This is a genomic window from Escherichia sp. MOD1-EC5950 (assembly GCF_002965345.1).
In the GTDB taxonomy this organism is placed as follows: domain Bacteria; phylum Pseudomonadota; class Gammaproteobacteria; order Enterobacterales; family Enterobacteriaceae; genus Escherichia; species Escherichia marmotae.
In genome coordinates this window covers 298,827-311,365 of the sequence record NZ_PTSR01000003.1, presented here as the reverse complement: position 1 = coordinate 311,365, position 12,539 = coordinate 298,827, and the positions used below count along the sequence as shown (strand labels likewise).

Annotated in this window: 12 protein-coding genes; all 12 read right to left on the bottom strand. The window is 50.5% G+C overall.

Going from position 1 to position 12,539, the window contains the following annotated elements:
* Window positions 1-3: 3 nt before the first annotated feature.
* Window positions 4-3,402 (bottom strand): phage attachment tail tip protein J, encoded by a 3,399-nt coding sequence (gene gpJ, locus BEA93_RS06330; protein ID WP_105224579.1) that lies wholly within the window; start codon window positions 3,400-3,402, stop codon window positions 4-6.
* Between the two features lie 60 nt (window positions 3,403-3,462).
* Complete coding sequence (locus BEA93_RS06325; protein WP_011703559.1) at window positions 3,463-4,110, bottom strand: tail assembly protein; 648 nt, start codon at window positions 4,108-4,110, stop codon at window positions 3,463-3,465.
* Window positions 4,008-4,751, bottom strand: a complete 744-nt coding sequence (locus BEA93_RS06320; RefSeq protein WP_000194743.1) for a C40 family peptidase — start codon at window positions 4,749-4,751, stop codon at window positions 4,008-4,010. The genes BEA93_RS06325 and BEA93_RS06320 overlap by 103 nt, the downstream gene beginning before the upstream one ends.
* Before the next feature lie 4 nt (window positions 4,752-4,755).
* Complete coding sequence (locus BEA93_RS06315; RefSeq protein ID WP_001152480.1) at window positions 4,756-5,454, bottom strand: phage minor tail protein L; 699 nt, start codon at window positions 5,452-5,454, stop codon at window positions 4,756-4,758.
* On the bottom strand, window positions 5,454-5,792 hold the full coding sequence (locus BEA93_RS06310) for a phage tail protein (RefSeq protein ID WP_000024053.1): 339 nt from the start codon (window positions 5,790-5,792) through the stop codon (window positions 5,454-5,456). Before BEA93_RS06310 ends, BEA93_RS06315 begins: the two co-directional genes overlap by 1 nt.
* Window positions 5,785-9,018, bottom strand: a complete 3,234-nt coding sequence (locus BEA93_RS06305; protein WP_105224580.1) for a phage tail tape measure protein — start codon at window positions 9,016-9,018, stop codon at window positions 5,785-5,787. The genes BEA93_RS06310 and BEA93_RS06305 overlap by 8 nt, the downstream gene beginning before the upstream one ends.
* Before the next feature lie 471 nt (window positions 9,019-9,489).
* A complete protein-coding gene (gene ydaY, locus BEA93_RS06295; protein ID WP_122984268.1) occupies window positions 9,490-9,849 on the bottom strand; it encodes a protein YdaY in 360 nt (119 codons plus the stop codon).
* A gap of 150 nt (window positions 9,850-9,999) precedes the next feature.
* Window positions 10,000-10,962, bottom strand: a complete 963-nt coding sequence (locus BEA93_RS06290) for a phage tail tube protein (protein ID WP_000094291.1) — start codon at window positions 10,960-10,962, stop codon at window positions 10,000-10,002.
* Between the two features lie 26 nt (window positions 10,963-10,988).
* A complete protein-coding gene (locus BEA93_RS06285; RefSeq protein WP_000144682.1) occupies window positions 10,989-11,381 on the bottom strand; it encodes a phage tail terminator-like protein in 393 nt (130 codons plus the stop codon).
* Window positions 11,378-11,758 (bottom strand): hypothetical protein, encoded by a 381-nt coding sequence (locus BEA93_RS06280; RefSeq protein ID WP_001029818.1) that lies wholly within the window; start codon window positions 11,756-11,758, stop codon window positions 11,378-11,380. Before BEA93_RS06280 ends, BEA93_RS06285 begins: the two co-directional genes overlap by 4 nt.
* Window positions 11,759-12,142, bottom strand: a complete 384-nt coding sequence (locus BEA93_RS06275; protein WP_000524258.1) for a hypothetical protein — start codon at window positions 12,140-12,142, stop codon at window positions 11,759-11,761. It lies immediately after the preceding gene.
* Window positions 12,142-12,537 carry a hypothetical protein gene (locus tag BEA93_RS06270; RefSeq protein WP_000634207.1) on the bottom strand — a complete coding sequence of 132 codons (396 nt, stop codon included), beginning with the start codon at window positions 12,535-12,537 and terminating at the stop codon, window positions 12,142-12,144. Before BEA93_RS06270 ends, BEA93_RS06275 begins: the two co-directional genes overlap by 1 nt.
* Window positions 12,538-12,539: the final 2 nt, after the last annotated feature.

Here is a 12,539-nt window from a genome sequence, read left to right as displayed (position 1 = left end):
AATTCAACTGATACTGATACCGGCTGTTGATTTCTTCATCACGACAACAAGAAGGTCGCTGATACTGGTCGTTGGCGTCCAGTTATTAGCACCATATGAAGAAACATTGAAAGTCAGGGTGACATGACCGTGTCCGGCAGGCATATCAATGACGGATGAAAATACCCTGCTGACATCCGTCGCGGGTTGCTGAAAGATTTCCTGTCCGTTCTTCAGTACCTGCAGCTTACAGGTTGAATACCAGTATGACTGTTGGTTGTTGCTGTTGAAGTTTTCATGCTTACCACCGCGAAACAGAACGGGTGGGATTACTATCTGACGGTCAAAAGCCTGGTCATCGTACACAGTGACCGTTATTGTACCGCTGGCATAACTGCCATTTCTCGGAAAGGCTTTTCCCACCGTTTTGACAATATCACCTTCAATCTGGTTGGCAGACAGTTTTCCCATAATCCGGCAGTTCTGGTTAATCGTGACATTATTGAGCGTCCCGGAGTTCGCATTCACGTTACCGCTGATATCGGCATTTTTCGCCGTCAGCCGCCCGTCCGGTGTCAGGGAAAATACCGGCGGATTGCCGCCGCTGGTAATGGTGGGAGCCGTCAGATACTTCAGGAACACTTCGTTCATGAATATCTGGTTGCCCTGCGCCACAAACATCGGCGTTTCATTCCCGTTTGCCGGGTCAATAAACGCGATACGGTTAGCGGCAACCAGGAACTGGCTCAGTTTGCCTTCCTCCGTATCCTCCATGCTGAGGCCAAGCCCCGCGACATAATGCCTGCCGTCTTCGGTCTGCTCAATTTTGACGCCCCACATGGCATTCCATTTATCGTTGGCGTCTTTCCACTCTTTCGAAAACTCCTCCAGTTTGCTGGCGTTATCTTCCGTCAGCTCAAAGTTTTCCAGTAGCTCCTTGCCGAGATGCGTTTTATTGATCAACCCTTTATAAAAATTCAGATAACCTTCCGCATCATCGCTCGCCCGACCGACGGCCTCCACAAATGCCGATTTACCAACGGTGTTCACGCTGCGGATATAAAAGTAATAATCATAACCCGGCTTAATATTGCTACTGGCGGCTATCCAGTACAGCGCCGTGCCAAGATAGCGGGCTGTGGTTTCAACCTGCCTGATATCCGCAATCCGCTTTTCCGAGAACCAGAACTCAAACTGTACCGTCGGGTCATAAACGGCAAGATGCGGCGTGGCGGTTATCTGAAAATAGCCCGGAGTCAGCTCAATCCGCGACGGCGCTGACGGTGCGGCAATCCGGAACGATACCGACGCCGGATCGCCCTGCTGTCCCCACGCATTTACCGCCCGGACTGTCAGCCTGTAGTTTCCCTGCGCCAGTTGCGTGAATCGGTATGTGGTTTCCGTCGTCCTGGCCGTGCTGACAAGCCGCTCACTGCCGTCATCCGCTGCCACGGTCAGGCGAAGCATAAAGCTCACCCCCTTCACCACCTTCGGCGTGTCCCATCGCGCCAGTACCTGATATTCCCCGCTGTCTGCGGTGACTTCGGCAGTCAGGTGCTGCACCGCTGGCGGCGTGACACCATTCACCGTGCCACTCTGGTCGCCGTCAAAGTGCGCCCCGTTATCCACGATGGCTTCTTTCTCCGGTACATGCTGCACGGCAGTGATGGCATACGTACCGTCATCGTTCTCACGGATACTCACACAGCGGAACAGACGCTGGCGCAGCGTCGGCAGCTTCAGCCCCCATACGCTGTATTCAGCAACACCGTCAGGAACACGGCTCACTTTTACCTTCACGCCGTCGGTGACGGACTGAACCTCCACGCTGACCGGATTGCCACTTCCGTCAACCAGGCTTATCAGCGTGGTACCGGAGGATGGCAGCGTGATTTCACGGTCGAGCGTCAGCGTCCGGGTCTGGCTGTTTACCGCAAGCACGCGCCCGCCGGTGCTGATACCAGCATAGTCATCATCGCAGATTTCAATGACATCGCCCGGTACATGGCGAAGCCCTTCCGCCCCCACGCTGAAGTCCACGGTCTGCGTTTCCAGCAGTTCTGTTTTAATCAGCCACAGCCCGGCGCGGTGTGCCTGCCCCCGGCTGGTACAGCCAAAAGCATCCATCTTCGTGACGTTACGACCGTAACGGGCAATGGCCTGCGTATCCTCCACAAGCTCTGTCGCCGTCTCCCAGCCGTTGTTCGGGTCAATCCAGTTCACCTCAACGGCATTATGGCGGTCTTTCAGGGCGCTGAAGCTGTAGCGGAACGGTGCGCCATCATCCGGCATCACCACATTACTGCGGTTATAGGTCCACACCTTATCCGACGGTCGGTCCTGCACGAACGTCAGCGTCTGCCCGTTCCATACTGGCATACAGCGCATCGCCGAGCAGAAATCACTGAGCACATCCCACGCCTTGCGCTGTGTGGTCAGGTACGCATTACAGGTGATGCGCGGCTCCGTGCCGCCAAAGCCGTCCGGCACCGACTGGTCGCAATTCTGGCCGATGACATACAGCGCCCATTTGTCCACATCCGCCGCACCGAGACGCTTCCCCATGCCGTAGCGCGGATGGGTCAGCATATCCCACAGACACCAGGCCATGTTGTTGCTGTATGCTGGCTTAAACGTTCCGTCCCAGATACCGCTGTATTGCCGCGTCTGCGGGTTATAGTTCGACGGCACCTGCAGAATGCGCCCGCGAAGATGATAATTACGGCTCACCTGCTGGCTGCCGAACTGTTCCGAGTCCACCTGCACGCCGACCAGTGCCGTGTTCGGGTAGCACTGTTTCACATCGATGATTTCGGTGTATGACGACCAGAGCGTTTTGTTCTGCAGCTGGTCTGTGGTGCTGTCCGGTGTCATCCTGCGCATCCGGATATTGAACGGTCGCGGCGGCAGGTTATCCACCACCACCGAGGCCAGATACTGCGACGTGGTTTTGCCCTTAATGGTGATGTCTTTTTCTGTCACCCAGCCACCGTTACGTTGTATCTGAACCAGCAGGCGGACTTCCGACGGATTCCGGTCACCCTTTGAGGTGGTTTCCACCAGTGCCTGCACACCGAAGGTAAAGCGCAGACGGTCGATGTTTGCAGACGTGATGGTCCGGGTGATCGGCGTGTCGTATTTCACTTCCGTACCCAGCACCGTCTCGGAACCGGAGGATTCAAATCCCTCCGGCGGTGTCTGCTCCTGCTCACCTGCCCGGAACACCACCGTGACACCGGAGATGTTGGTATTCCCCTCACTGTCCAGCACCGGTGTACTGTTCAGCAGCACGCTTTTTAATCCATCCACCGGACCTTCAACCGGCCCTTCGCTGATGGCATCGATCACACTCAGTAACTGCGTGGATTTCAGGTTATCCTTCGCTTCGCGCGGGGTATGCCCCTTACTGCTGCCTTTACCCATTCGTCATGCTCCATAAACGACAAAACCGCCCGGAGGCGGTTTCACATAAAACATTTTGCATCAGCGACCAATCACCACAACCTGACCACCGTCCCCTTCGTCTGCCGTGCTGATCTCCTGAGAAACCACACGAGACCCCACGCGCATTTCACCGTACAGAACAGGCAGAACATTGCCCTGGGCAACCATGTTATCCAGTGATGAGAAATAGGTGTTCTGCTTACCGTTATCCGTGCTGGTCGCTGTGGGCGTCCGGGCTTTCGGTGCCAGCATCTGGGCCACACCACCCAGGATCATACTGGCCCCTGCCGCATACATGCCCGATACAGCCGCGGCACCCAGCCAGCCCACAGGGTTCCACCATGCCACCGCAATCAGCGCCGCACCCAGCACTGCCTGAAAAACACCGCCACTTTTAGCTCCCGCCAGACGCGGCACAATGTGGATCACGGCACCATTTGCCAGCGACTCATTAAGACGGGCAGATAATTCATTTTCGCCTGCATCACGCCCGGCAATGCGCACCTGATACCAGCCCTCATTCAGTTTCTGACGAAACGCCGGGAGCTGTGTGGACAACGCCCGGATGGCTTCAGCCCCCGTTTTTACACGAAGGTCGATGCGGCGGCCAAATCGTTGTAAATCCCCGTAAAGGCAGATGCGTGCCATGCCCGGTGACGCCAGAGGGAGTGTGTGCGTCGCTGCCATTTGTCGGTATACCTCTCTCGTTTGCTCAGTTGTTCAGGAATATGGTGCAGCAGCTCGCCGTCACCGCAGTAAATGGCGGCATGATTCGGCACCGATGAACCAAAACAGCACAGCAGCACATCGCCCGGCTGCGCCGCTGACAACGGCACCTGATACAGCCCTGTGGCCTCCAGATTATCCAGATAGAGATTCTGGCCGTTACACCACCAGTCATCCTCACGATGAAAGTCCGGCATCTCAATCCCCGCCAGATGATAAGCATCCCGGAACAGCGTGTAACAGTCCGTCGCCCCGTGCTCAAAGCGCCGCCCGGTAAGATGCGGCACACAGCGGAATTTATGAATCTCACCCCGGCAGACCAGCCACCAAGGCAAATCGCTCTGCACCTGCAGCCGCCTGTCAGCCTCACTCAGCCAGGGCAGACCACCGGGGTGGCTGTGGACCAGCGCCACAATCTCACCCTGCATCTCTGCCCGCAGCCAGTCCTCCGGCGACATCCGGAAATACGCCTCCGGCTCACCGGAGATATTCACGCAGGGAAAATATCTTTCCCCTTCCGGCGTTCTCACCACGAAGCCGCACGACTCCGCTGGCGCACATCGCCGGGCGTGCGCCAGAATCGCTGATTCTGTCTGTGTCATGGGATTACTGCGAAAGTTTGTTAATGGAAAGGAAGCCGCCAAAGTTGCCGACGTTATTGCGAAACTTACAGCCGCTCAGGCATTTGCTGCATTTATCCTTCGTGATATCGGACGTCGGCTGGTCATATTCATCCGCGACAGCCGGACCATGATAACCGCACTCATCACCGCGATAGGTCCAGGTGCAGGTGTTGGCCAGCATGATGCGCCCCGGAAAAACAGCACCGTCCGTTTCCGTCGGTGTGGAGAGCACAAAGGAGGCACTGACCGCACTCAGTTCGCTGCACTGCTCGATGCGCCAGCGGCTGATCACCTCCTGCTCCGGATCGGCGTCGCTGTTTCCGTTGACGAAGTTCACCGCATCCAGAAAACGGGCGTAAACCTTACGCCTGACCACCGTTCCGCCGACCAGACTCTGCAGGTCTTCCGCCATCCCGGTGACCATGCCGTGCAGGTTAGAGACCGTCAGTGTCGGACGGGTAGCACTACCCTTACCGTTCAGTTCAAATCCCGTCCCCTGAATAGGGTATACCTGATACTGCCGCCCCTGCCAGGTGACCGGCTCACCTTTTTCGTTCTGCTCATTACAGAAAAAATAACGTTCACCACCGACCTCTGTCAGATCGATTTCCCAGAGCACCACCTGGGCTGACTGAGTAAGGCGTGTCGTCTCATGATGTGTTTCCTGTCGTATGTCCTGCATCAGATCACCACTTCGTCAAACTGACACGAAAAATCGGTATAGGTGATATGTTCTGTCGCTGACCACGTTCGACACACCACTCTGATTTTTCTGTTAATACCCGGCGGGCGCCAAAAAAAAGATTTATAGCCTCCATGCCGAGCCAGAAACAGTTCAAATGAATTACGTTCATTCGCCTCAACCCTGAAATCACAGGTAAAAACACGCAGAGAATGATTAAGTCCGTTTGGGCTTCGTTGTTCATAACCATCGCCAAATCTTACAGTTTTTATCGATGGCTTATTTTCTGTTTTCATTCCATCCTCTGGTAACCAGTAAAATTCTTCCGTATTAGCCACTTAACATTCCTCCATCACGTCGCATATTTAACAGAGCGCCCTGCACCCGCTGATCAACCATCCCCATAAGTGCTTTTATTGCCTGAGGACCAATCTCTCCATTCTGGCCGTCATTTTGAATAGTGATTTGGTATACAGGGGCATAAGTAATATCTCTGCCTCCATTACCACTTTTACTATTAATAGCTCTGACACCAAGAGAACCATCGGAAGTTCGCGTTAATGGCATAATAGCTTCCGGTCCAGCCTCACCAAAAACACCAGCTCCTTTTGCAAAAGCAAAAAATTGCGGGGAGTCATAAATACCGTTCGAATATGTACTCAATGACGGAGACTCATAAACACCGCCCTTTGCATTCGGAATAAATTTACTAATAGCACTCCCGATAGTTCCTAAAATACCCCCAGAAGAACTGTTACTAATGCTGTCGAAAATCCCAGTAATTGAAGCCTTTAATGCAATTCGACTAAGATCTGAAATCACGGAAGTAGCGAAAGAACGAAAATTTGCCTTGCCTGTCGTGACAAAATCACCTAGCGCATCGGTCATCCCATCAAACATCTGAGTCGTGGTTGATTTTATTTGCGCACCGATATCCTTAGTGTCATCCAGCCAGTTATTGAATCCCTGGGAGGCACCACTAATCCAGTCTCCTGCCTGAATATCGAGCTGCTCGTTTTTCTGGCTGACAATTTCTTTTTCTCGCTCCAGAGCATCATTCAGAGCCTGCATTTTCTCCTGAAAAACATGATTTGACATTCCACGGGATTTATCTGCATAGTCACGTTCAAGTTGCAGACGCTGATTGTTATATTCACGTTCAATCCGCAGTAATTCCTGCTGGCGTTGCTGATTTTTATCGCCAACCCCATAACCAGCAATCTGAATATCATACCCCTGCTGACGATTATCAATCGAAGCCTGCAATGAATCACGCCATGCGGCTATTTCGGCGGATTCTTTGATTAGCCTGTTATTTTTTTCAATCGCAACATTTTTCTCCATCAACGCGGTTATTTCTTCCCGGTGTAAGAGAAGCGATTTCTGATCCTGGGTTAATTTCGATGACGGTCGTGACTCCAGGTCGGCAATCTGCTGACGCCACTTAACCAGTTCCTGTTCAGAGGAACTTAATTTAACGGTCAATTCAGCTTGTGAACTTAGTAACGCATTCTGTTGATTCAGATGATCAATCATTCGTTGGGCAGCATCATCCGAATAACCTTTCGCCTTTGGTTGCTTTGGATCTTTATAACGCTCATTTATTTGAGCGATAAGATTATTATATTCTTCCTTTGAATACTGATTCTTTAGCTTTTCCAGTTTTGCAAGTTCACTAGCTCTCTGCTGCTCCCGGGTCTGATATTGTTTTGAAAAAGCATCTGCTCTCTGTCTGAGTTCAATTCCTTCCTGTTGTCGCTTGTTGTAATCGTTTATTGATGAATTTAGTACGTCCTGAGCAATTTTTTCTGCTTGAAGTACGCCCAATTGCTGCTTTAATCGTGCCAGCTTTTTATTTTGAGCTCCGCCATCTCCAATGCCACCTAACCCGAAAACTCCGGGTCGGGTATTTTTTTCTATTTCATCAATTTGACGGAGAACATCTGAGATTTTTTGATCAAGGGAGGCCTCACGGCCAATATCCAGCATGGAATCCCATGCCCATTTTGCGGAGTCTGCGACAGCTTTCCATGCAGTCTCAAGATAACCAAGATTTTCTTTAATCTGGTTGGTGCGCTGGATCATTGAGGATGAGTATGCTTCTGTCGCAATGCGGGCGGCCTCCTGCTGGCTCCCTTCATCCTGTAGCGCCTTAATCTGGTTATAAGTCGCAAGTGTCAGAAAATGGTACTGATCATTAAGTTTTGATATAGCACTGACAGGATCCTTTGCAATTTCATTGAAGTCATTAACCAGTTGTTCGGTTGATATTCCTGTTACTTCGCTCGTTTTTACTATCGCTGTCGTCACTTGCTCCAGCGAACTGCTCGCTACCTTTCCCGAACGCACAAGCTGGTTTAATACTGCCGCCGCAGCGCCAGTTGTCGAATCAGCCGCATTCCCGGCACGTTGAGCTATATCGGCCAATTGCCCGCTGGTTGTCCCCAACTGATTTCCGGTAAGAATAAGAGATTTATTAAATTCGTCCTGCTCCTGAGAGCCTTTATAGTAAGCCAGCCCTAAGACGCCAACGGCTGCTGCGGCCAGGGTAAAAGGATTAATTAATCCCAGCACATAAGAACCTACACCTTTGATCGCCGGGCCAATCCCACCGAACATATCTTTTAGCTGGCCGCCCTGCTGCATTAACACCATAAATGGCGACTGACCAGTGGACAACCCAACAACAATATCCGTCATTTGTGCAGGCAACATGCGCATAGCAAAAGCCGTTTGTTTTGCCGACATTCCGGTTTTGCTTAATTGCGATTGAGTAACCTCAAGCTCACTCCGCATAGCACGAAGTTTTCCAGAAAGCTCCTCATACATTTCAGGAGAAAGCATCCCCTTAGCTTTTGCTTCATTGAGCTGTTTCTGTTGTTCTACCAGACGATTAAAAGCAGTTCCGACAGGATCAAGTTGAGCAATCAGACGTTGCAAAGCAGCAACCTGTTCATCATGTGCTTTTGCTGCTTCTCGCTCTGCCTGAGCCTCTCCGGTAAGCTCTCGCCGTGTTTCCTGTATTTTTCGGCTATAATTCTCAAACTGAGAACCATTTATTTTCCCGGATGCAAACGCAGCATTAAGTTCATCCTGCTGTTGTTCAAGATTTCTTAGCGCCGCAGCCAGAGGGTCGATCTTGTCCAGCATTCTTTGAAAGACCTGAGCCTGCGCTTCCTGCTGGGCGGCAGCAAGTTTTCCGGCCTTCTCGGCTTCTCTCTGCGCTTGCGCAACCCCGCTCAATTCCTCTGTGGTTTCATTAAGTTTACGGACAAGAAATTCATATTCTTCTTTATCAATAAGCCCTTTATCGAAAAATTTCTTTAATTCAGAATAGCGTCGACCGACAGTATCAATTGCGGCACCAACTGGATCAATAGCTGCTTTTAATTTTGCGAGCGCGTTCTTCTCATCTTCTGTTGCCTTAGTCACTTTCCCTGCGCTATTTGCAGCAGTTTCCCCAGCCTGCGTCATTTTGACTAATGAGGAGGCCAGATTGTCAGCATTATTTTTCGCTCCAGTGCTATCAATAATTATTGCGAGACGCGAGGTTTGCTCTGCCATTCATTAAAACTCCTGACAACAAAAAACCCACCGAAGTGGGTTTCAGGCGACATAATAGTAGATATAGCGATTACGAGGCCACGCAATGCTTTTCTCCAGGAGCATCATCGATTTAATTAAAGACACCATCACATCTCTGTAACAGAGTGTACGTAATTAACAACTACACACACTGCTCCTGAAAATACTGGTCATCCAGTGCAAAGATCACTGCTTCAAATTCATCGCGCTCAATCAATACCGGATGAGTGGCTAAATATTCATTTATCTCTGTCAGAGATAAAGGCAAAGGCACCCCAGTCATTCCAGCATAACGTCGGGCACGGGATATTACCGAATAGGCGTACAACAATTCCTTAAGCACCGGGTCTATTTCTGGTTCCGGTATCGGTGGCAACCTGAGTTTTTCTCGCTTCCATCTTGCCTTTTCACCCTTTTCTCCCCCGAACTCCGATAACCACCGCTGGGCGGCTATGGCTTTTTTATCGTATCCTGCTTCTGCTGCTCTTTACCCTGGGCGATGCTGGCTGCTTCTGCAAGGATCTGCCAGTACAACTCCGGATTCTGCTTAAGCAGCGCGATCCCTCGTTCTGGCGTATATTCCAGTGCAACCTCAACACCATCAACCAGTTCACCAACCCCTTTCCAGTCTTTCAGCAGATAACGAGCAGCATTATCAATGAGTAAATCATCAACAGAATCCACCTCGGAAACCTTTGCAATATCAAACTCCTTCGTTCCGACGTGCAAACTGGCATCCATTTTCTCAATGTGGCGACGGATTAATGCATTACGGGAGCGATACTGATCGTTATCGCTGCTTGCCACCAACAGTTTTAACCCGTCTACAGGTTTTAAGTCCTTCATTGGGGTAAACCAGCGTTCACCACCGATGATAATTTTCTGATTAAGAATAAACATCCATAACCTCATTCAATGCGCCCCCCTGTAGTGCAGTACCACAGGGGGAATAACGGAAAATCAACTAATCGCCTCAGCACTGGCTTTTGCGATCACGGCAGCCGGGGAGGCTTTTTTTCTGGTTATCGTAGGTGCTTCATCTGCTGCGGTAATGCTCAATTGAACCTGGATAATGTCGGTATTACCCCCATCAGGCCATTCACCTGACATCTGAACCTTCGGGAAACTGAAAGTGTATGCCCCCTCTCCATTCGAAAGCGTGAAGCTGAACGGAACTGTTTCTCCAGTCAGTGTTTTACTCCAGATTTCCCACGCGGCTTTAGACCATGAAAGCGTCACCGTACCGGACGGTGTAAAAGTAGTCGGAATATTTGCTCCTGCATAAGGCGAGCCAGTCCCGATACAACGCTGTGTCTGGAGTTTGTTATCGAACTGAATATCAAAACTGTCGATACAAAAACCGTTACCTCCGGCAACACCATTCAGGCTTACTGCTGAAACCTCCTTAAACGAATAACGTAGCTTTCCTGCACTATCCACAGGTTCGCCTTTGATAAAATTCGTATCATCGGCCTTTGATTCCCAGTCCAGCCCGGCAAAGGTTACGGTCGCCGTAATATCGCCGTCGTTAGGGATCTGCATTTTCCATGAGCCAACCTGCGCTCCTCTGACAACAGAGGCAATTCCGACATCGGACGCATAGGTCGCCAGAGAAAATGTTATTCGCTCATTCCCCATTGTCAGAGAATCACCTGACCATTCCGCGCCGAAACAGGATGCAAGAAAATCATCATGTTGACCCCAGCGAAATTTGGTACCAACATCACCGCCAACATCCACAGTGCCAGGCGTCGCCCCCTGAGCCATCCGGGAGCCACCAATCTCATTATTTTCGCCTTTATTCTGGGTGGGTTTTACTCCCCAGCTTGTGCGTTTTAATAAACTCCAGTCACCACTTGCTGGTGTGGTGCCTGCAACTGTCTCCCGGATAAATGCCGAGATAACCTTTGCACCTGAACTCACAGGAGCCTCCTATGTCATTAATTGCGCTAGAGCGCGCGATATGGAATTTGAAGATTAAGCTGGAACCAGCCATTCTTTTCGCCAACGGTTATTGAGGAAACAGCCTGGTAACTGAGACGGTCGTCATCCTGAAACTCAAACAGTTCCCGCAATTTATCGGCTGTCTCAGTAATGAGTTTTGAACCAGAACCTGCGGGGACAAATAACTGAATAATGATTATCCCCGTGCGATAAACAACCGGCCCCGCACCAATTTCATTAACTCCAGCCTGCCCGGGAATATTACTTAACCGCGCCCAGATTAACTTACCGGAAGGATCGAACGTTGGCCCGTTCGGATACAATACGTCTTTTCCATTAATAACCGTCTGTGCCGTCATTCTGGAAATGACCGTATTTCTGATTTCAGTAAACGTCATTTGTAAGCCTGTAAAACACCATGAAAAGCGTTGGCATACACGCCAGTTGGCGCTTGTTGTGAATGACCGTTTTCAAGAGCCTCTGCATAAGGAAGGTTATTCTGGATATAAATAATTCCGTAATTTGCAGCTTTCGAAATAACCCCGATCCCACGCTGAACCGCAATCGTACCGTTCGGATCCACGTTATCAGATATACCAAAATCGGGATGCTGTAACGACACCATGTTGTTATTTCTGAAACGCCCGGTATCAACCGGAGCAGCAATATCGATAGCAGTAAGAATCTGAATAGCGATGTAGCGAATTTTCAGCCCCACATCTTCCTCAATCATCCCGGCAAATATTGACGGTTCGATATCCCATGCCTTTGCCATTTACGCTCTCCTTAACTGGATTGAGTAAACTGATGCGGAAGGATCTACACTCGCTGTAATTACCTCGTATCGTTGCAACTGCCTTGATACAGGATCATAAATCTCAATAATATGGCCGACAGCGGTTTTATCCGTAACCTCGCATACCAGAGCTGTTAATTTAAGGTCACCATGCAAAATATTAATCCCATCAATTCTGCCCAGCTTATAACGCGTCAACACGCCTCGCCCGGTATAGGTTGCTGTGGATTCGCCGCCAGTTTCCGTCACTGGATTCCAGTTCCGGTGCGCAACGTAAGAACCAGAAAAATCACTCACGGCGTCTGCTAAATCCTCATCAAAAGCAGCGGCAACCTCTGACTGAATCTCTTCACGAAGCCCCATCATCCCCCCCTCACAACCCTGACTTGTGAGCGACTAAGTCCGTACGGTTTCAGCAGTGCTATCGCAAGCTGTAAATCGGGTTCAAGCAATGCAGTGCTGTTTGCTGGCAATTCAGCAAATGATTTCGATACACTGACCCCGTCAGCCGACACGGCTTTACTGATAACAACGCCAGAATCATTTTTCTGCTGAAACAACTTACCGACAGAGGCAATTCTGGCTGCATATGCTCCCGCAAGTTTTACCTCTTCCGGAATACGGGATGGGTTAATTTTCAGGCCGAAGCCATTAAGCCAGGCATTAGCCATTAAAACAGCTTTATTTTTAGCGTTCTCACTCGTCCAGGCGTTCCCAAACGCATTATCAACGTCATCACAGGTCACGTAAGTGATCATGT

Excerpts from the sequence above, each read along its gene's own strand:
- gpJ (WP_105224579.1), bottom strand. The coding sequence starts at position 3,402 with ATGGGTAAAGGCAGCAGTAAGGGGCATACCCCGCGCGAAGCGAAGGAT.
- BEA93_RS06325 (WP_011703559.1), bottom strand. The coding sequence starts at position 4,110 with ATGGCAGCGACGCACACACTCCCTCTGGCGTCACCGGGCATGGCACGC.
- BEA93_RS06320 (WP_000194743.1), bottom strand. The coding sequence starts at position 4,751 with ATGACACAGACAGAATCAGCGATTCTGGCGCACGCCCGGCGATGTGCG.
- BEA93_RS06315 (WP_001152480.1), bottom strand. The coding sequence starts at position 5,454 with ATGCAGGACATACGACAGGAAACACATCATGAGACGACACGCCTTACT.
- BEA93_RS06305 (WP_105224580.1), bottom strand. The coding sequence starts at position 9,018 with ATGGCAGAGCAAACCTCGCGTCTCGCAATAATTATTGATAGCACTGGA.
- BEA93_RS06285 (WP_000144682.1), bottom strand. The coding sequence starts at position 11,381 with ATGACGTTTACTGAAATCAGAAATACGGTCATTTCCAGAATGACGGCA.
- BEA93_RS06280 (WP_001029818.1), bottom strand. The coding sequence starts at position 11,758 with ATGGCAAAGGCATGGGATATCGAACCGTCAATATTTGCCGGGATGATT.
- BEA93_RS06275 (WP_000524258.1), bottom strand. The coding sequence starts at position 12,142 with ATGGGGCTTCGTGAAGAGATTCAGTCAGAGGTTGCCGCTGCTTTTGAT.
- BEA93_RS06270 (WP_000634207.1), bottom strand. The coding sequence starts at position 12,537 with ATGATCACTTACGTGACCTGTGATGACGTTGATAATGCGTTTGGGAAC.